Here is a 19,879-nt window from a genome sequence, read left to right on the forward strand (position 1 = left end):
GGAAACGCCGTGCTTACCATCTACAACACCCTGAGCAAAGCGAAGGAAACCTTCAAGCCGCTGGATGGCAACAAGGTGCGCATGTACGTGTGCGGCATGACCGTGTACGACTACTGCCACCTGGGCCATGGCCGCAGCATGGTGGCCTTCGACCTGGTCACCCGCTGGCTGCGCAAGAGCGGCTACGACCTGACCTACGTGCGCAACATCACCGACATCGATGACAAGATCATCAACCGGGCCAACGAGAACGGTGAAACCTTCGACGCCTTGACCGCCCGCATGATCGATGCGATGCACGAAGACGAGCGCCGCCTGAACATCCTGCCGCCAGACCAGGAACCGCGTGCCACCGACCACATCGCCGGCATGCACGCGATGATCCAGACCCTGATCGACAAGGGTTACGCCTACGCCCCGGGCAATGGCGACGTGTACTACCGCGTCGGCAAGTTCGTCGGTTACGGCAAACTGTCGCGCAAGAAGATCGAAGACTTGCGCATCGGCGCGCGCATCGAGGTCGACGAAGCCAAGCAGGACCCGCTGGACTTCGTGCTGTGGAAGGGTGTGAAGCCGGGCGAGCCGAGCTGGGAGTCGCCATGGGGCCCGGGCCGTCCGGGCTGGCACATCGAGTGCTCGGTGATGTCCACCTGCTGCCTGGGCGAGAGCTTCGACATTCACGGCGGTGGCAGCGACCTGGAGTTTCCGCACCACGAGAACGAGATTGCCCAGAGCGAAGCGGCCACTGGCAAGCAGTACGCCAACGCCTGGATGCATTGCGGCATGATCCGTATCAATGGCGAGAAGATGTCCAAGTCGTTGAACAACTTCTTCACCATCCGTGACGTGCTGGAAAAGTACCACCCGGAAGTGGTGCGTTACCTGCTGGTGGCCAGCCACTACCGCAGCGCGATCAACTACTCCGAAGACAGCCTGCGTGACGCCAAGGGCGCGCTGGAGCGCTTCTACCACGCCCTGCGCGGCTTGCCACGCGTGGCAGCCAAGGGTGGCGAAGCGTTCGTCGAGCGCTTCAGCGTGGCGATGAACGACGACTTCGGTACCCCTGAAGCGTGCGCCGTGCTGTTCGACCTGGTGCGTGAGATCAACCGCCTGCGCGACAGCGACCCGCAGGCCGCTGCCGGCCTGGCGGGTCGCCTGCGCGAGCTGGGTGATGTGCTGGGTGTGCTGCAGCTGGAAGCCGATGACTTCCTGCGAGCGGGCGCCGAAGGCAAGGTCGATGCGGCCGAGGTTGAAAGCCTGATTCAGGCGCGCCTGCAGGCACGCGCGGACAAGAACTGGGCTGAGTCGGACCGGATTCGCGACCAGTTGACCGCCATGGGTGTGGTGCTGGAAGACAGCAAGGGTACCACTACCTGGCGTCTGGCTGACTGATCGGCTTGATGATTGGGGCCGCTCTGCGGCCCCAATGGTTACTTGGTTAGCCCCGCCAGCGGGCAATGCAGCACTAACTTCGCCCCACCCAACTCGCTCTCTCCAATCTCCAGCCCGAACCCATGCAGGTCGACGATCGCCGCAACGATCGATAACCCCAGCCCGAACCCGGCATGGCGATGGCCTTCATCGCTGCGATAGAACCGCTTCAACACCGCAGCACGCTCTTGCTCGGGAATACCCGGCCCGCTGTCCTCGATGGCCAGGTGCACGCCGTTATCGTCCTGTGTCGCGCAAATCCGCACTTGCCCACTCTCGGGCGTGAACTTGATAGCATTGCCCACCAGGTTGGCCAGTGCCTCGAACAGCAGTTCGCGGTCACCGTGCAGAGTCGACAGCTGCGCGGGCTGGTGCAATTCCAGATGAATACCACCATCTTCGGCCAACGGTAGATAAAAGTCGTGCAGTTCGACCAGCAAATCATGCGGGTCCAGCTGAACGAAGCCGGCGCGGCGCTGGCGGTCTTCCAGTTCGCTGATGCGTAACAACCCGCGAAAACGTGCCATCAGGGTGTCGGTTTCGCCAATGGCCTGGTCCAGCGCCTCGGCTTGAGCAGAGTCGACATCGCTCTGCTGGCGAATGCGGTACAGCTGGGCGCGCAGGCGAGTCAGAGGGGTGCGCAGGTCATGGGCAATGTTGTCGCACACACCCTTCACCTCATGCATCAACCGCTCGATACGGTCGAGCATGGCGTTGACGATGGCGGCCAGCATGTCCAGTTCGTCGCGCCTGGCCGACAAGGGCAGGCGGTGAGTCAGGTCACCCGCGACGATAAGCTCGGCCTGGGCCTGGATCGCGCGGATACGCTTTAGCGGCCGACGGCGCAACAAATACCAGCCTGCAAAGCCTGGAATCAGCGTCAAGGAGATACCCCAGAGCAGGGCATCGAGAATGATCCGGGTCACCACGAAGAGTGAGCCGTTATCGCGGAACAGTACCAGCCAGCGGCCATCTTGCACTTTGATCGCCACCGCATCGCAGCTGTCGCGGGGCAGGTGTGGGTCGTCGGCATCCAGGCAGCGTTTCAACTCATGGATCTTGCCGTCCAGCCTGAGCTCGGGGGGCAGGGTACGCACACTGCCGCCCATCGGGTTGAGCTGGGCGTCAAACAGGCCGTAGGCGTCGAAGCTGCGTTCTTCGAAGGCCTGGCTGGCGATCAGGGCGTCATCCAGCTGCTTGCCGCTCATGTGCGCGAACAGGTGTTGGCGTTGCAGCATGGAGTGGCGGGTGAGTTTGTTCAGGTAGCTGGACACCTCGAAATACAGCACCCCCATGAGGATGCTGCTCCAGGCCACGAACAAAAAGCTGTACAGCGCCAGCAGGCGGCTGGTCGAAGAGCTCCAGCCTTTAGACGGGTTCAGCAATGGCATAGCCGGAGCCCCGCACCGTACGGATCAGCGGCGACTGGCCGGGGGAGTCGATTTTCTTGCGCAGACGGCCGATGTGCACGTCGATCAGGTTAGTGCCCGGGTCGAAGTGGTAGCCCCAGACTTCCTCGAAAATCATCATCCGTGTGATTACCTGGCCGCTGTGGCGCATCAGGTACTCCAGCAGCTTGTACTCGGTGGGCAGCAGGTTGAGGGTGTTGTCTCCACGGCGCGCCTCGTGGCTGATCAGGTCCAGCTGCAGGTCGGCGACCTGCAGGCGGGTCTGGGTCATGGGCACGCTGTTGCGGCGCAGCAATACCTCGACCCGCGCAGCCATCTCGTCGGAGGCAAACGGCTTGGTCAGGTAGTCGTCACCGCCGGCACGCAGGCCGCGCACCCGCTCATCGACGTCGGAGAGGGCGCTGATCATCAGGATCGGCGTGGCGATCTTGAGGCTGCGCAGGGTGGTAACGATGGTCAGGCCGTCGACCTCGGGCAGCATGCGGTCGAGGGTGATCAGGTCATAGCCGCCGGCAATGGCTTTGGCCAGGCCTTCACGGCCATTGTCGGCCCAATCCACGTCCAGGCCGTGGCTGGTAAGTTCGGCGACGATTTCCTGGCCGGTGACGGCGTCGTCTTCGATGGTCAGTACGCGAGGCATGCTGGTTCCTGGGCATCTAATAGAGATTTGATTGTGCCAAAGAATAGACAACCGGCGATTTAAGAAAAATTCATCTAGCGTGCGCCGATACCCTCGGCATGCATGATCTGCGCAATGATCGGCACCGGAGTCATCAGGTGCGAGCGCATCATGGCGCTGGCGCGCTTGGCGTCGCGGGCGAGAATCACCTCCACCAGTGCCGCATGCTCCTGGCGCTTGAGCTCCAGCGCCTGTTCGGAAAACACCGTCTGCGTCAGCCACAGGTGGCGATAACGCTCGGCCTGGTCGAACAGGTAGGTGCGCGCCTGCAGCAGGTGCTTGGAACCGCAACCCGAGGCAATGGCAGTGTGAAACGCCTTGTGCCGTTCGTCCCACACATCCAGGCGCTGTTCGCGGGTTTTTACTTCCACGACCTTGGCCAGTGTATGCGAGTGGGCCAGCACTGACGCCTCCCAGGCGTCATCACCGCGCTCGATGGCCAAGGCAATGATCATCGCCTCCAGGTTGGCGCGGGCATCGTAGATGTCGTTCATCTCGTCCAGCGACATGGGCGCCACCCGGTAGCCTTTCTGGCTGATGGCGTTGACCAGGTGTTCGGCCACCAGTTGCGAAAGCGCTTCGCGCAGCGGGCCCACGCCCAGGTCGTAGCGTTCCTTCAGGGCGCTCATCAACAGTTTTTCACCGGGCTTGAATACACCACGGATGATGTCCTTCTTGAGCCTCTCATACCCGCTGAATGCTGAGTTTTGTCGGGGGGCGAGCGCTTCCAAGATCCTGTTCCTCAAAACGTTTTGGCGATCATACCGAAACCGTCTGCGGACGAAAAACAATGGACAATAACGACTAATAGCTATGAAAAATAAAAATATAGACATTTTGATTGAGTGGCGATATTTTTAGCTCGCCCGCACTGATCCAGGTCATCACTGGATAGCGCCAACCACCTTTTTGCCAGGACACTGCCATGAACGCCTTTACGCAGATCGACGAACTTGTGATGCCGCTGCCGCTCGAACCGCGTGGTTACACCATCGCTCCCTCGAAACAGTCGCCGCGCCTGCTGGAACTGACCTTTGCCCGAGAAACCGTCGAAGCGTTCGTCCAGGCCGTCGCCCAATGGCCGGTGCAGGCGCTGGAGTACAAGTCGTTCCTGCGCTTCCGGGTAGGTGAAATTCTTGATGAGCTGTGCCAGGGCACCTTGCGCCCCGTGCTGCTCAACACCATCCTCGACCGCACGACCGGCGGCATGCTGATTACCCCGATCGGCCTGGATGACGTGAGCCAGGCCGAGGACATGGTCAAGTTCACCACCGCCTGTGCACACCTGATCGGCCGTTCCAACTACGACGCCATGAGTGGGCAGTTCTATGCGCGCTTCGTGGTGGTCAACAGCGACAACTCTGACAGCTACCTGCGCCAGCCGCACCGGGTCATGGAGCTGCACAACGACGGCACCTTCGTGAACCAGATCACCGACTACGTGCTGATGCTGAAAATCGACGAAAAGAACATGGAAGGTGGCAACTCGCTGCTGCTGCACCTTGACGACTGGGAGCAGTGCGAGGAATTCTTCCGCCACCCCATGGCACGCCGCGAAATGCGCTGGACCGCGCCACCCAGCAAAAAGGTTGCCGAGGATGTGTTCCACTCGGTGTTCGACACCGATGGCGAAGGCCGCCCGACCATGCGCTACATTGACCAGTTCGTGCAGCCGGAAAACTACGAGGAAGGTATCTGGCTGAACGCCTTGTCCGACTCGCTGGAAGGCAGCGAGAAGAAGGTGTCGGTACCGGTAGGTGTAGGCAGCTTCCTGCTGATCAACAACCTGTTCTGGCTGCATGGCCGCGACCGCTTCACCCCGCACGAGGGCCTGCGCCGTGAACTGATGCGTCAGCGTGGTTACGTCGCCTTCCCAAAACCGCTGTACCAGCGCGGGCAATAATCAAGGGTGCCGGGCGGGCGCCCGCCCACGCGCTTTTGCAAAAAAACGATGCCACCAAGGCCCGTGCGGGCCTTGGTGAGCCAGCCAGGCAATGCCTGCGTGTGAGGTAAGGCTGTGTACGATTTCATCATTATTGGCGGTGGCATTGTGGGCATGTCCACGGCCATGCACCTGATCAAGGTCTACCCGGACGCGAAGATTCTCCTGCTGGAGAAGGAGTCCGGCCCGGCCCGCCATCAGACCGGCCACAACAGCGGTGTGATTCATGCCGGCGTGTATTACACCCCCGGCAGCCTCAAGGCGCGTTTCTGCCTGGAAGGCAACAAGGCCACCAAGGCCTTCTGCACCCAGCACGGCATCCGCTTCGATGAGTGTGGCAAATTGCTGGTGGCCACCAACGACCTGGAAATGCAGCGCATGAAGGCGCTGTGGGAGCGCACTGCGGCCAATGGCCTGGAGCGCTATTGGCTGTCGGCGGACGAACTGCGCGAGCGCGAGCCCAACATCGTTGGCATGGGTGGCATCTTCGTGCCGTCCAGTGGCATCGTCAATTACGCGCAAGTGACCGCTGCCATGGGGGCTGAGTTTCAGCGTGCCGGTGGTGAAATCCGCTATGGCGCCGAGGTGGTCGGCTTGCAGGAGCAGGCCAGCGAAGTGATCGTACGCACGCAGCGCGACGAGTTCCGCAGCCGTTTCCTGGTAACGTGCTCGGGCCTGATGGCCGACCGCGTGGTGAGCATGCTGGGCCTGCGCACCGAGTTTGTGATTTGCCCGTTCCGTGGCGAGTACTACTTGCTGCCCAAGCAGCATAACCAGATCGTCAACCACCTGATCTACCCGATTCCTGATCCGTCGATGCCGTTCCTGGGCGTGCACCTGACCCGCATGATCGACGGCACCGTCACCGTCGGCCCCAACGCCGTACTGGCGATGAAGCGAGAGGGCTACCGCAAGACCGACGTCAGCCCTGGTGACCTGTTCCAGACCCTGACGACCCCCGGCATTCTCAAGGTACTGGCGAAGAACTTCCGCCCGGGCCTGATCGAGATGAAAAACTCGCTGTTCAAGGGCGGCTACCTCAAGCAGGTGCAGAAGTACTGCCCGAGCATCACCAAAGCCGACCTCACGCCGTACCCGGCCGGCGTACGCGCCCAGGCGGTGTCGCGCGACGGCAAGCTGATCGACGACTTCCTGTTCGTCAACACCGCGCGCAGCGTCAACGTGTGCAATGCGCCGTCGCCGGCCGCCACCTCGGCCATTCCGATCGGCGCCTACATTGTCGAAAAGGTGTGCGAGCAGGTCAGCCTGCAAGGGGGGCACTTCCCCAAGGCTGATCGTGCAGCCAGCCAGCGGGCTGCCAGCTGACACACCCGTAATACGTTTTGCGGTCTCCTCTTACTCAACCCGAACTGCCCTACTCACCATTTGGGGCAGGGCGGGCTTTTTCGCGCCTGCGTCGGTGATCGTGCCAGCCGACGGCCCCTTCGCGGGCATGACAAAAACAACAAGGTAGCGCCATGCAAACCCACAAGAACAATTTGAGTCATGGATTGAAATCACGGCATGTCACCATGCTGTCCATTGCCGGCGTGATCGGTGCAGGCCTGTTTGTCGGCTCTGGCCGTGCCATTGCTGAAGCCGGGCCGGCCACCATCCTGGCCTATATTCTGGCCGGTGGCCTGGTAGTGCTGGTGATGCGCATGCTGGCCGAAATGGCGGTTGCCTCGCCGGATACCGGGTCGTTTTCCACCTATGCCGACCTCGCCATCGGCAAATGGGCCGGCTACACCATCGGTTGGCTGTATTGGTGGTTCTGGGTGCTGATCATTCCGATCGAAGCCAACATCGCCGCCACCATCATCAATTCCTGGGTCCCGCAAATGGAGATCTGGGTATTGTCGCTGGTCATCACGTTGCTGCTGACCGCTACCAACCTGTTCAGCGTGAAGAACTACGGTGAGTTCGAGTTCTGGCTGGCACTGGTCAAGGTGGTGGCTATCGTCAGCTTCATTGCGCTTGGCGTATGCGCTATTTTCGGTTTGTTGCCGGGTTCCGGCGTCAGCGGCGTCTCGCGCCTGTGGGACACCGGCGGTTTCATGCCAAATGGCTTCGGCGCAGTGCTCAGCGCCATGCTGATCACCATGTTCTCGTTCCTCGGCGCCGAGGTGGTGACGATTGCGGCAGCCGAGTCTGACGAGGCGGGCAAGCACATTTCCAAGGCCACCAATTCGGTGATCTGGCGGATCACGCTGTTCTACATCCTGTCGATCTTCATCGTGATTGCACTGGTACCGTGGACCGACCCGCGCCTGGCCACCGAAGGCTCATACGTTACGGTGCTGGATACCCTGGGTGTGCCAAATGCCAAGGCCATCATCGACTTCGTGGTACTGACATCGGTGACCAGCTGCCTTAACTCGTCGTTGTACACCGCCTCACGCATGGTCTATTCGCTGAGCCGTCGCGGTGATGCACCGGCTTGCGCCCAGGTGACCAGCCGCAGCGGCACACCGGTGGTAGCGGTGCTGCTGTCTACCGGCGCTGCGTTCCTGGCGGTGATTGCCAATTACCTGGTGCCGGCCAAGGTGTTCGGCTTCCTCATGGCAAGCTCTGGCGCCATTGCCCTGCTGGTGTACCTGGTGATCGCCGTTTCCCAGCTGCGCCTGCGCCAACGCTTGACTGCACAGGGCAAGACGTTGGGTTATCGCATGTGGCTGTTCCCGTGGCTGACCTGGGGCGTGATCCTGTTCATCAGCGGCGTATTGGTGCTGATGCTGTTCCGGCCGGATCACCGCCTTGAGGTGGTGTCGACCATGGTGCTGGCGGTGCTTGTGGTGTGTTCCGGCCTGCTGGTCACGCGGCGCCGGGCACGCGCTGTGCCGGCGAACAGCATAGGGCAGGGTGCCTGACACGTCTGGTCTGAAGACAGACGAGCAAGTCGCATCAGGCTGTGAGAGGATGTCCGCCATTGCAGCCAGGACCCCGAACACAGCCTGATGAAGACACCCAAAAGAATCGAACCCCTGATCGAAGACGGCTTGGTCGACGAAGTACTGCGGCCGTTGATGAGTGGCAAGGAGGCCGCCGTGTACGTGGTGCGCTGTGGCAGCCAGGTGCGTTGCGCCAAAGTCTATAAAGAAGCCAACAAGCGCAGCTTCCGCCAGGCCGCCGAGTACCAGGAAGGCCGCAAGGTGCGCAACAGCCGTCAGGCCCGGGCCATGGCCAAGGGCAGCAAGTACGGCCGCAAGGAAGCCGAAGACGCTTGGCAGAACGCCGAAGTGGCGGCGTTGTTCCGCCTTGCCAGCGCGGGCGTGAGGGTGCCCAAGCCCTACGACTTCCAGGACGGCGTGCTGTTGATGGAGTTGGTAACCGATGCCGATGGCGACGCCGCACCAAGGTTGAACGACGTGCACCTTGAAGCCGAGGATGCCCGCACGTTCCATGCCTTTGTCATTCGTCAGATCGTGTTGATGCTGTGTGCCGGGCTGGTGCATGGCGACCTGTCGGAGTTCAACGTGTTGCTGGGCCCGGACGGGCCGGTGATCATCGACTTGCCACAGGCGGTGGATGCGGCGGCCAACAACCATGCCTTCAACATGCTGCAGCGCGATGTTGACAATATGGCCCACTATTTCGGGCGTTTTGCGCCGGAGCTGAAAAACACCCGGTATGCGCAGGAAATGTGGGCGCTTTACGAGGCCGGTGACTTGCTTCCCGACAGCCCTTTGTCTGGGGTGTTCGAGGATGACGAACATGAAGCTGACGTGACGGGGGTCATGCGCGAGATCGATTCAGCCCGCATAGATGACGCCCGCCGCCGTGCCGCGCGCGCTGAGGCCGAGCATGGGCCGGCCAAGGCAGAAGAGCCGACGCCGCCCTGGCTTCAGTAATAGGTTGCCTGTACCGGCCTCTTCGCGGGCGTGCCCGCGAAGAGGCCGGTACAGGATAACCAGGGCGCAAAACAGTCATTGCCTTTGACGCAAGACAATATCTCGTCATTTGTCCTTTTCACTGGCGCGTCACAGGCATAAGGTATACGCCGTTCAAAATGCCCTGGAGCTGTCATGTCCAACCAATTCCCGTCCGTTCGTCCCCGCCGCCTGCGCCAGAACGAGTCCCTGCGCACGATCTTCCAGGAAACCGAATTCCGCCTGGAAGACCTGATCCTGCCGATCTTCGTCGAGGAGGGCATCGATGACTTCGTGCCGATCACCAGCATGCCCGGTGTCAATCGCATCCCCGAAAAGCTGCTGGCCCAGGAAATCGAGCGCTACGCCCGTGCCGGCATCAAGTCGGTGATGACCTTTGGCGTATCGCACAACCTGGACGCTGTTGGCAGCGACACCTGGAACGAAAACGGCCTGGTTGCGCGCATGTCGCGCATCTGCAAAGACACCGTGCCGGAAATGGTGGTGATGTCCGACACCTGCTTCTGCGAATACACCAGCCACGGCCACTGCGGCGTGCTGCATGACCACGGTGTGGACAACGACGCCACCCTGGCCAACCTGGGCAAGCAGGCGGTCATCGCTGCCGCTGCCGGTGCCGACTTCATCGCCCCGTCGGCGGCAATGGACGGCCAGGTACAGGCTATCCGCAGCGCGCTGGATGGCGCCGGTTTCCATGACACGGCGATCATGGCCTATTCGACCAAGTTCGCCTCGTCGCTGTATGGCCCGTTCCGCGAAGCCGGTGGTACCGCGCTGAAGGGCGACCGCAAGAGCTACCAGATGAACCCGATGAACCGCCGCGAAGCGGTGCGCGAGTCGCTGCTGGATGAGCAGGAAGGGGCAGACGTGCTGATGGTCAAGCCGGCTGGCGCCTACCTTGACGTGATCGCCGACATCCGCGCCGCGTCGCGCCTGCCACTGGCGGCCTATCAGGTGAGTGGCGAGTACGCGATGATCAAGTTCGGCGGCCTGGCCGGCGCCATCGATGAAGGCCGCGTAGTGCGTGAAAGCATTGGCGCAATCAAGCGTGCCGGTGCTGACCTGATCCTGACCTACTTCGCCATGGACCTGGCCCGCGAAGGTATCTGATTGATAGGGCGCCGCTTTGCGGCGCCTCTGTTCACCTGTGCCCTGAAGCCGTGTAATACCCCTGTGGGAGCGGCTTCAGCCGCGAAGAGACCAGCAAGCCGATTCACAAAAAATCGGTAAGCGCTGAATTATTTAGTGTCCCGTTGTATCTGAACCCTTAGAGCATTCATCGACAGGGATACGGGCATGAAACCTCGCAAGAAAAGCGTCCAGCCAATCGGCCTCAAGGACATCACCATCGTCGACGACGCCAAGATGAAAAAGGCGATCACCGCGGCGGCGCTGGGCAATGCCATGGAGTGGTTCGACTTCGGCGTTTATGGCTTCGTCGCCTACGCATTGGGCAAGGTGTTTTTCCCCAACGCCGACCCCGGTGTGCAGATGATCGCGGCGCTGGCCACCTTCTCGGTGCCGTTCCTGATCCGGCCACTGGGCGGGCTGTTCTTCGGCGCCTTGGGCGACCGCTTCGGCCGGCAGAAAATCCTCGCCGCGACCATCGTGATCATGTCGCTCAGCACCTTCGCTATCGGCCTGATACCGTCCTATGCCAGCATCGGCATCTGGGCGCCGATTCTATTGCTGCTGGCCAAGATGGCCCAAGGGTTCTCGGTGGGTGGCGAGTACACGGGGGCGTCGATCTTCGTCGCCGAATACGCCCCCGACCGCAAGCGGGGTTTTCTCGGTAGCTGGCTGGACTTCGGCTCCATTGCCGGTTTTGTGCTAGGTGCAGGCGTGGTGGTGCTGATTTCTACCGTTCTCGGCGAGGAAAAGTTCCTGGAGTGGGGCTGGCGCCTGCCGTTCTTCCTGGCCCTGCCGTTGGGTATCATCGGCCTGTACCTGCGCCATGCGCTGGAAGAAACACCCGCGTTCCAGCAGCATGTCGACAAGCTGGAGCAGGGCGACCGCGAAGGGCTGGCCTCTGGGCCCAAGGTGTCGTTCAAGGAGGTGGCCACCCAGCATTGGCGCAGCCTGGTGACTTGCATTGGTGTGGTGATTGCCACCAACGTCACCTACTACATGCTGCTCACCTACATGCCCAGCTACCTGTCGCACAACCTGCATTACAGCGAAGACCACGGCGTGCTGATCATCATCGCGATCATGGTCGGCATGCTGTTCGTGCAACCGATGATCGGCCTGCTCAGCGACAAGTTTGGCCGCCGGCCATTCATCATCGTCGGCAGCGTCGGCCTGTTCGCTTTGGCCATTCCGGCGTTCATGCTGATCAACAGCGGTGAGCTGGCGGTGATTTTCGCCGGGTTGCTGATCATCGCCGTCATGCTCAACTTCTTCATCGGCGTAATGGCCTCGACGCTGCCGGCGATGTTCCCCACGCACATCCGCTACAGCGCCCTGGCCAGTGCCTTCAACATATCGGTACTGATCGCCGGCCTTACCCCGACGCTCACTGCCTGGCTGGTAGAGAGCACCGGCAACCTGTACATGCCGGCTTATTACCTGATGGCGATTGCCGCCGTGGGCCTTGTCACTGGCCTGACCATGAAGGAAACCGCCAACAAGCCGCTGCGCGGTGCGGCACCGGCGGCATCGGACATCGAGGAAGCGCGTGAATTGCTGCAGGAGCACCACGACAACATCGAGCAGAAAATCGAAGACATCGACGCGCAGATCGCCGAGCTGGAAGCGAAACGCAAGGTGCTGGCTCAGCAGCACCCGCGGATCGACTGATCAGCGTGGCATGTAGCCGCGCTGCCAGGCGCGCGGGATGAACCGCGATACCAGGGCCAGCACACACGCCAGCGCGCAGCTGCCGGCCAGTGCCTGCAGGCCCAGGTGTTGTTGCAACCAGGCGCCGAGCGCGGCCCCCGACAGCATGCCGGCCCAAGGCACCAGTTGCACCCGCCAGCCGTTACGCCGCTCGCCCAGCAGCCAGCGCCCCAGGCCACGGCCGAAACGGGACAAGGCGCCAGTAACGTAGGTCAGGCCGATGGGCAGGCCGTTCACCTGTTCGACCACGGCATTGATCATGCCCATCGCCAGTGTGGCGGCCAGTAATGCCGGGAAGGTGGCTGCCAACGGCCACACGGCCGCGAACGCCAGCAGTGCGGCGACCACCAGCAACACGGGCCAGGCCCGGCGGTGAAAGCCGCGCGCCAGCAGTACGCCCAGCGCATTGCCGGCGACAAAGCCCAATACCGCGCCACTCAGGCGCAGCACCAGGGCCAGGTCGGCTTCACTGATGGCCACCGCCAGGCGCGTGGTGTTGCCGCTCATGAACGACACGAAGTCACCCAGCGCCAGCAGGCCAATGGCATCGGTCATGCCAGCCAGGACCGACAGGGCGGCGACCAGGCCGAGGCCGACACGACCACGCAGGGTTTGCAGCCGCAGCCGCCTGGCCGTGCGCGCGGGAAGGGTATTGGGCAGCATGCGCAGACCTCAGGGCAGCAGTTTTTCGCGGGCCAGGGTGCCTTTGATGGTGCGCTCCACCACGTCGACCAGCACCATGGTCTGGTGATCGACCTCGATATTGAGCAGCTCGCCGGCCTTGTAGCGGGCGAAGGTGGTCTGGCGCAGGGTTTCCGGGATCAGGTTGATGGTGATGACATTGTCGTCGACATCGGCAACGGTCAGGCTGCAGCCGTTGACCCCAATGAAGCCGCGCGGGAACACGTACTTGCCCCATTCCGGCGGCATGCGAAACGTGATGAATGCACCGGTTTCCTTGATGGACAGCTGGACGATTTCCGCAGTGGTGGCGATGTGGCCGGCCATCAGGTGGCCGCCGACTTCGGCGTTCATTTTTGCCGAGCGTTCGATGTTGACGCCTTGGCCGGCCTTGAAATTGCGCAGGTTGGTACGTTCCAGGGTGGCGTTCATGGCGTCGAACCTGACCTGCGTACCGTGAATTTCGGTGACCGACAGGCAAGTGCCCTCGACACTGACGCTGGCGCCGATCTTCAGTTCGTCGAGCAGTTCCGGGGTGAGGTCGATGGTGAACTGGTTGTGGCCCGGGTAGGTGGTCACATCAAGCAGAGGGCGGACGGCCTGGACGATGCCGGTGTACATGGAGTTGCTCCTGGGCACAAAAAGAAATCACCCGAACGCTATGCCTCTGGTGCTGCAAAATCAAGGTCGGCCTCTGCGCGGGTTTACAAATGCCCGCTGCTGTTGACGATCCGCAGGCACAGCGCCTCGTACGGGTCCAGGTTCACCATCAGGCGCCCATCCTCGGTCAGGTCGCCTTCAACCGTCTCGTTGATCATGTCCACCACCGGCCCCGGCGTGAACCCGGTCAGTTGCAGTTCCTCCGCAATCACGTCCTGGCCAAAGTTCAACGCGCTGATCTGGATACCCCGCCCGGCCGGCAGTTCGTGCACCATCACCAGCAACCCCGGGCTGCTGACTTCAGGCACCAGCACCTGGCGGCTGGTGGCGATCCCATAGGCCTGGCGTACCGCCAGCAGTTTCTTCACCTTGCAGGCAAACGAATTGCTGTTTTCCAGCTGGCTGTCCAGGCTTCCGTAAAGGGCGCGTGCACGGGGCATGCCGCGCACCGATTGCTCGGCCTGCGTGTCCAGCCCGGCCAGGTCGTAACCGCCCCGGTGAATCCAGCGGGTGTCGCCATCGAGCATGCGCTCGGCCACCGCGTCAGCAGGCAAGGGCAGGGCACCGACCAGGTCCCAGCCAGACAACGCGACCACCCCCGGCTGCATGGCGTTGTACATGACCAGCAGCAGGTGCACCTTCTGGATCTGTTCGATTTCTGCCGTGCCGATCTGCTCCAGGTCGCGCACGCCCAGTGCTGCGGCGATCAGGCTGGCCGTGGTGCAGGCGATGCCGTTGGTGACGAAGCGCAGGTTGTACGGCGCGTGCTCGCCCGATAGCCGTTCGTAAATCTCTTCACGGATGTGTTCGCGCAGGATGCTGCCGGGCAGCGTCTGGCCCTTGTACAGGTACATGTCATGGGCGTGCAGGGTCCAGAAATGCACCAGTTCCACGGTCAGCTCGTCATGGTTTTGCAGGGCATGGATCAGCGAAGCCGGGTCGATGCCGAAGGCGTGCATTTCCTTGAGCATCAGGCGCAGGAATGCAGTGTCGCCGGTCAGCAGTGCATGCTGGTAGGCCGGCCGGGTAATGAAATCGTAGGACAGGTCGGCGCCGCCCTTGGACATCTGTGCGATGTCGTCCAGGGTGAGGTTAAGCTCCTGGAAGCTGAAACCGCCGGCTTTGCGGATCATCCCGCCGATCAGCTGATTGCCGACAATCGACAGGGGGTGGCTTTCCGACCAGGCGGTGTCGCTGGCCCGTGTTTCCACGCCGAGAAAGCCGTTAGCGTCCAGGCGCAGGCCACGGGCGCCCAGGCAGTCCAGGGCGTGCAGGGCATCGCCAATGATCATTTGCTGGGCGGCGAAGGTTGGGTCCAGCCAGTTCAGAGACGGCTGGCCTTCCTTGAAATAGTGCAGGTATACCCAGCGCCGCGTCTTGCCGTCCACGCCGGTAACCGGTGGTGTAGCGCTCCAGTCGGTTTCCTTCACACCTGGCTCGAAGAAGATGACACGTTGCAGTTGGCCGACGATGTAATGGCGGGCCTTGAGCTCATCGCACTGGGCCGGCAGCAGGTTGACCGCGTCACGGCCGGCGGGCACTTGCGGCAACAGCGGCCAGTCTTCCTCGCGTATTTCGACCATGTGGTACAGCCCCGGGTACGGCCCATGTGCCAGTTCTGCCAGGCGGAAGTCAGCACCCTTGCCAGTGTGTGAGGGGATCAGGTCGTCGATGGTCACGGCGTTGTGCGCCGCGGCCATGCGGCTCATCTGGATCAGTTCCTGCTCACTGCCGTACAGAGGGTCGATGTCGAAGCTGATGCGGTCGAAGTTGCCGTCCACGCTGGGGGTGAGTTCGCGACCGCGAATACCGCCGGACAACTTGATCGGGCCGGTGTGCAGGCCCTGGATGCCGATATCCGACAAGCGCTTCCACAACGCTTCGTGGGCCAGGGCGCCGAGCACCGAGCAGCCTGGCGGGGCGATGATGGCGTCGGGGTATACCGTCAGCCACACCGAGGCGATTTCGGTGGCGCGGCGGGGCTGAGCTTCGGCGTACGGCTGCTGCCACAACCGGGACTGGCCTGAATACAGGCTGGCACGCGCTTGGGAGGCCTTGAGCATGGCGCGGTCTTCGAGCCATTTGACGTATGACGGGTCGGGCTGGGTCATTTCGCGTCCTCTTTGCGTGTCGGCACCGGCTCAGGTTATGACGGCATTGTTGCCTGATCGTTCGGCTGGGAGCTGTTTCAGGTGCCGCTGCAGCCGACGATCAACGCCGCGCCGACAACTGCTGCGGCGCCAGAAAAGCATCATGAAAGTAGTTACGCACGGCCTGCATCGCCGGGTTGAACGCTCGCTCCCGGTGCCAGGCCAACCCCACGCTCATCGGCGTAACCGGGTCGCTGATGGTCACTGTCTCGATGCGTTTGCCCTCCAGCGACCAGGGCCGGTGTACCAGGTCCGACAGGATCGCTACGCCACTGCCATTGGCAACCATGCTGCGCACGGCCTCCACCGAACTGGTCCGCACCCGCACGCTTGGCCGTTGCCCGGCGTGTTCCCAGTAGCGCATGGCGCTTTGCTCGGCTTCGTCCACGGTCAGCAGAATGAACGGCTCACAGGCCACGTCGGCCAGGCTCACCGACGAGCGCTCGCACAGCGGATGGTGGCCGGGCAGCCATAACCGGCGCTCGGAGTTGAACAGCGTCTCCGAGACGATATCGGGGTGGGTGAGGTTGGCGGTGAGCACTACCGCCATGTCGAAACGCCCCTCCAGCAAGCCTTGCTCGATGGCACTGCGCTCTTGCTCGTACAGCTCCAGGGTTACGTCCGGGTGCCAGTGTTCAAGGCGCTGCAGGTGGTGAGGCAGGAAGTAGCCAATCACGGTGTAGCTTGCCGCCAGGCGCAGCAGGCCGCTTGCACGCACGTTCGGCAGCGGGCTGTTCAACGCGTCATCGACACTGCGCAGAATCACATAGGCGCGGTTCAGAAAGTGCCGACCAGCCTCGGTCAGGTTCATGCCCTGAGCCGAGCGTTGGAACAGCAGCACGCCAAGCATGGCTTCCAGTTCTTTGATGGCCGTGGTTACCGCCGACTGGGAGATATTCAGGTGGATCGCTGCCTGGGAAATCTGGCCGATCTCGGCGGTTGCGACAAAATAGCGGACCTGGCGCAGGGTCAGTGACACGGTTGGCTCCTGTGGTATCTGATTTTCCGAAGACACCCTATCTGTTTATAGATCTTCCCAAGGGGGTGTGGAAAATCTAACGTGGCTTGCATGCAGTCACAAGCGCCAGGAGAAACAGTCATGCAGGTGGTGGATTTCAACTCGGACATGGGTGAGGGGTTTGGCCCGTGGACCATTGGCGATGGCGTCGACAACGAGCTGATGGGCCATATCAGCACGGCGAACATCGCCACGGGCTTCCATGCCGGCGACCCCGGTACCATGCGCCGCACCGTAGCGCGGGCCAAGGCGTTGGGCGTTGCGGTGGGCGCCCACCCGGGTTTCCGAGACCTGGTGGGCTTTGGCCGCCGGCATATCAACGCCCCGGCCCAGGAGCTGGTCGACGACATGCTTTACCAGCTGGGCGCCCTGCGAGAAATTGCCCGTGCACAAGGTGTGCGCCTGCAGCACATAAAGCCGCACGGTGCGCTGTACATGCACCTGGCGCGCGACGAAGAAGCCGCGCGCCTGCTGGTGGAAAACCTGCGGGTGATAGAGCCAGAGCTGTTGCTGTACTGCATGCCGGGCTCTGTGATTTGCCATATTGCCCAGGAACTTGGCCAACCGGTGGTCCGCGAGTTCTACGCCGACCGCGAGTACGACCTGAGCGGTTCTATCGTCTTTACCCGCAATGTGCGTGGCTACGACCCCACGGCTGTTGCAGAGCGGGTACTGCGTGCTTGCCAGCAAGGCGTGGTACGTACGGTCGAAGGCCAGGACCTGGCCATCGCGTTCGATTCCATCTGCCTGCACAGCGATACCCCCGGCGCGCTCGACCTGGTAGAAGCCACGCGTAAGGCGCTGGACGCGGCCGGTATCGTGGTGCGTGCGCCGCGCTGAGCCCATGAGGCATCCGGCAGGCACAAGCCGGAGCCCGTATAGGTTGTTTTCGCCTGCCTTTCTATAAAGATTCCAAAAAAGGAACAGTCATGGCCGAATCGCTTGCTACAACCCCGATCCGCTACAGCTTCGGCGCGGACGAGCACCTGTTTGCCGAAGTGAGCGACAGCATGTCGCTGGAAGCCTTCTTCAAGGGCATGGCCGTCACCCGCGCTGTAGAGCGGCTGGCCCTCGAGGGCGTGCTGGACGTGTGCCTGGCCAACGCCTCGTTCCAGATCCGCTTCGACCCGGACCGTATCGCCCCCGATGCACTGCTTGAAGCCGTGCGCGGTGCTGAGGCGCAGGCCGTGGCCGAGCGTTCGTTGCAGACGCGAATCATCGAGATCCCGGTGCTGTACAACGACCCCTGGACCCATGAAACCCTGATGCGCTTTCGTGACCGTCATCAAGACCCGACCAGCACCGACCTGGAGTACGCGGCACGTATCAATGGCCTGGCCGATGTCGAGGCATTCATCGCCGCGCACAGCGGCGCGCCGTGGTTCGTGTCGATGGTCGGCTTCGTTGCCGGCCTGCCCTTCATGTTCCAAATGGTTGAGCGCGAACGGCAGTTGCAGGTGCCCAAGTACCTGCGCCCGCGTACCGACACACCCAAGCTCACCCTGGGCCATGGCGGCTGTTTCGGCTGTATCTACTCGGTGCGCGGAGCAGGGGGCTACCAGATGTTCGGCGTTACCCCGGCACCGATCTACGACCCGCAGCAGACCTTGAACTACCTGAAAGCGCACATGGTGTTCTTCCGTCCGGGTGACATCGTGCAATTCAAACCCATCGACCGCCGTGCCTATGACCAGGCCGTGGCGGATGTTGAAGAAGGCCGCTTCGACCTGCGCATTCGCCCTGTGGCGTTTTCCCTGGACGCCTTCCTCGCCGACCCGGTCGGCTACCCCAAATCGCTGCAGGAGGTATTGGCATGATCAAGGTCCTCAAACCGGGCTTGGCGACGTCTGTGCAGGACTTGGGCCGCGAAGGCTACTACCACTTGGGTATCCCGCCGTCAGGCGCCCTCGACCAGTACGCCCTGAGTGCGGCCAACCACCTGGTGGGCAACCCGGCCGGCGCCGCAGGCCTGGAGTGCGCGCTGGTGGGGCCGGAACTGGCGTTCCAGCAGGACGCACTGGTGGCCGTGTGCGGTGCGCAAATGCCAGCGTTGCTCGATGGCCGCGAGCAGCGCCCTGACACGGCGTTTGCCGTACGTGCCGGGCAAGTGTTGCGTTTCGGCTTTCCCACCGCAGGCGCGCGGGCTTACCTGGCGGTGGCCGGTGGCATCGATGTGCCCGAGGTACTGGGTAGCCGTTCCACCTACGCGTTGGGAGCGTTGGGCGGCTTCCAGGGGCGCAAACTGATGGCGGGCGACCTGCTGCCGGTCGGCATGCCCAGCGGCAAGACCCGCGCGGGTGCAAGCCTGCCCATGGCCCTGCGCCAGGCCTTGGGCGGCGAAGTGGTGTTGCGTGTGGTGCCGGGGCTGTACTTTCACCGCCTTACCGAAGCAGCAGCGCAGAGCTTCTTCACTGAAGCCTGGACCGTCGGCTCCGAAGCGGACCGTATCGGCTATCGCTACAAAGGCGGCAGTGCCTTGAGCTTTCAGCCACGGGAACAACCGTTCGGTGCGGGGTCGGATCCGTCGAACATCGTCGACAGCTGCTACCCGATCGGCTCGATCCAGGTGCCGGCAGGGTTGGAACCGATCATCCTGCACCGCGATGCCGTGTCGGGTGGCGGCTACGCCATGATCGGTACAGTGATCAGCGCCGACCTGGACCTGATCGGCCAGATGCAGCCCAACCAGCAGGCACGGTTCTTGGCGGTGACCTTGGACCAGGCGCTGGAGGCGCGGCGTTCGTACAAGAAGAAGCTGGCTTGCCTGGCCAGGCTCTTCGGAAATGTTTAGAAACTAGACGAAGAGAGGATCCTACAACCGTTTAGGAAGCCCCAGACTCCTTGAAGAATTGATTCCCCGATAGTGTGCCTGTCTTCAGCCTGCTGGAAGACAAGGACCACTTCATGCCCGGCCCACTCGATATTCCTCCGGTACAACCTGAGGGCGCTGCCGATGCCCGTGATGTAACCGAAAACACCCTGCACGGGATGCTCGATGGCCCGCATACGCGGCGGCTTCAAGAACCTGATGCTCGATGCGGCAACCCCGCTGTTCGGCCTGGTCATTCGCCTGCGTACGCTGGATGACCTGCCCAACATCGCCTACGTGCACAAGGCCGTGCAAAACCAGGTCAGTAACATCCGCGAAGAAATCCGGCAGCACGGCTACCCCATTGCCCAA

Annotated in this window: 17 protein-coding genes and 1 pseudogene; 11 read left to right on the plus strand and 7 right to left on the minus strand. The window is 62.3% G+C overall.

Annotated elements, in window-relative coordinates:
• The first annotated feature begins 9 nt into the window (after nt 1-9).
• Complete coding sequence (cysS, locus tag PM2_RS05005; protein ID WP_016714105.1) at nt 10-1,392, plus strand: cysteine--tRNA ligase; 1,383 nt, start codon at nt 10-12, stop codon at nt 1,390-1,392.
• A 38-nt stretch (nt 1,393-1,430) separates the two neighbouring features.
• Here cysS and PM2_RS05010 read toward each other — a convergent pair whose 3' ends face one another.
• The 3 genes from PM2_RS05010 to csiR form a co-directional block, all read right to left on the minus strand.
• Nucleotides 1,431-2,822, minus strand: a complete 1,392-nt coding sequence (locus tag PM2_RS05010; protein WP_028698780.1) for a sensor histidine kinase — start codon at nt 2,820-2,822, stop codon at nt 1,431-1,433.
• Nucleotides 2,800-3,480 (minus strand): response regulator transcription factor, encoded by a 681-nt coding sequence (locus PM2_RS05015; RefSeq protein WP_016714103.1) that lies wholly within the window; start codon nt 3,478-3,480, stop codon nt 2,800-2,802. The genes PM2_RS05010 and PM2_RS05015 overlap by 23 nt, the downstream gene beginning before the upstream one ends.
• Nucleotides 3,481-3,554: 74 nt before the next feature.
• The gene (gene csiR, locus PM2_RS05020; protein WP_012272506.1) at nt 3,555-4,250 is read right to left on the minus strand and encodes a DNA-binding transcriptional regulator CsiR; all 696 of its coding nucleotides are present in this window, start codon (nt 4,248-4,250) and stop codon (nt 3,555-3,557) included.
• Nucleotides 4,251-4,444: 194 nt separating this feature from the next.
• On the opposite strand from csiR, the gene glaH reads away from it, so the two are divergent.
• The 6 genes from glaH (at nt 4,445) to proP (ending at nt 12,150) form a co-directional block, all read left to right on the plus strand.
• Nucleotides 4,445-5,422: a glutarate dioxygenase GlaH gene (gene glaH, locus PM2_RS05025; RefSeq protein ID WP_016714102.1), complete on the plus strand. Its 978-nt coding sequence runs from the start codon at nt 4,445-4,447 to the stop codon at nt 5,420-5,422.
• A gap of 114 nt (nt 5,423-5,536) precedes the next feature.
• Nucleotides 5,537-6,787: an L-2-hydroxyglutarate dehydrogenase gene (lhgD, locus tag PM2_RS05030; protein ID WP_016714101.1), complete on the plus strand. Its 1,251-nt coding sequence runs from the start codon at nt 5,537-5,539 to the stop codon at nt 6,785-6,787.
• A 152-nt stretch (nt 6,788-6,939) separates the two neighbouring features.
• Complete coding sequence (gabP, locus tag PM2_RS05035; protein WP_016714100.1) at nt 6,940-8,331, plus strand: GABA permease; 1,392 nt, start codon at nt 6,940-6,942, stop codon at nt 8,329-8,331.
• An 87-nt stretch (nt 8,332-8,418) separates the two neighbouring features.
• The gene (locus PM2_RS05040; protein WP_028698781.1) at nt 8,419-9,312 is read left to right on the plus strand and encodes a PA4780 family RIO1-like protein kinase; all 894 of its coding nucleotides are present in this window, start codon (nt 8,419-8,421) and stop codon (nt 9,310-9,312) included.
• A 174-nt stretch (nt 9,313-9,486) separates the two neighbouring features.
• Nucleotides 9,487-10,461 (plus strand): porphobilinogen synthase, encoded by a 975-nt coding sequence (gene hemB / locus PM2_RS05045; RefSeq protein WP_013972900.1) that lies wholly within the window; start codon nt 9,487-9,489, stop codon nt 10,459-10,461.
• Nucleotides 10,462-10,647: 186 nt separating this feature from the next.
• Nucleotides 10,648-12,150 (plus strand): glycine betaine/L-proline transporter ProP, encoded by a 1,503-nt coding sequence (gene proP / locus PM2_RS05050; protein ID WP_019097039.1) that lies wholly within the window; start codon nt 10,648-10,650, stop codon nt 12,148-12,150.
• Here proP and PM2_RS05055 read toward each other — a convergent pair whose 3' ends face one another.
• From PM2_RS05055 to PM2_RS05070, 4 genes are all read right to left on the minus strand, one after another.
• Nucleotides 12,151-12,852 carry a YoaK family protein gene (locus PM2_RS05055; RefSeq protein WP_016714097.1) on the minus strand — a complete coding sequence of 234 codons (702 nt, stop codon included), beginning with the start codon at nt 12,850-12,852 and terminating at the stop codon, nt 12,151-12,153.
• A gap of 9 nt (nt 12,853-12,861) precedes the next feature.
• Nucleotides 12,862-13,491, minus strand: a complete 630-nt coding sequence (locus PM2_RS05060) for a riboflavin synthase (protein WP_016714096.1) — start codon at nt 13,489-13,491, stop codon at nt 12,862-12,864.
• A gap of 83 nt (nt 13,492-13,574) precedes the next feature.
• Nucleotides 13,575-15,641 (minus strand): maltose alpha-D-glucosyltransferase, encoded by a 2,067-nt coding sequence (gene treS, locus PM2_RS05065; protein ID WP_028698782.1) that lies wholly within the window; start codon nt 15,639-15,641, stop codon nt 13,575-13,577.
• A 100-nt stretch (nt 15,642-15,741) separates the two neighbouring features.
• Nucleotides 15,742-16,659 carry a LysR family transcriptional regulator gene (locus PM2_RS05070; protein WP_028698783.1) on the minus strand — a complete coding sequence of 306 codons (918 nt, stop codon included), beginning with the start codon at nt 16,657-16,659 and terminating at the stop codon, nt 15,742-15,744.
• A 120-nt stretch (nt 16,660-16,779) separates the two neighbouring features.
• Here PM2_RS05070 and PM2_RS05075 point away from each other — a divergent pair, with 120 nt between their 5' ends.
• From PM2_RS05075 to PM2_RS32000, 4 genes and pseudogenes are all read left to right on the plus strand, one after another.
• Nucleotides 16,780-17,538: a 5-oxoprolinase subunit PxpA gene (locus PM2_RS05075; protein WP_016714093.1), complete on the plus strand. Its 759-nt coding sequence runs from the start codon at nt 16,780-16,782 to the stop codon at nt 17,536-17,538.
• An 89-nt stretch (nt 17,539-17,627) separates the two neighbouring features.
• Nucleotides 17,628-18,515 carry a 5-oxoprolinase subunit B family protein gene (locus tag PM2_RS05080; RefSeq protein ID WP_016714092.1) on the plus strand — a complete coding sequence of 296 codons (888 nt, stop codon included), beginning with the start codon at nt 17,628-17,630 and terminating at the stop codon, nt 18,513-18,515.
• Complete coding sequence (locus PM2_RS05085; protein ID WP_019097135.1) at nt 18,512-19,489, plus strand: 5-oxoprolinase subunit C family protein; 978 nt, start codon at nt 18,512-18,514, stop codon at nt 19,487-19,489. Before PM2_RS05080 ends, PM2_RS05085 begins: the two co-directional genes overlap by 4 nt.
• A 113-nt stretch (nt 19,490-19,602) precedes the next feature.
• Nucleotides 19,603-19,879 (plus strand): annotated as a pseudogene (locus PM2_RS32000) (DotU family type IV/VI secretion system protein); the annotation flags it as partial.

This window comes from Pseudomonas monteilii NBRC 103158 = DSM 14164, assembly GCF_000730605.1.
Classification (GTDB): Bacteria; Pseudomonadota; Gammaproteobacteria; order Pseudomonadales; family Pseudomonadaceae; genus Aquipseudomonas; species Aquipseudomonas monteilii.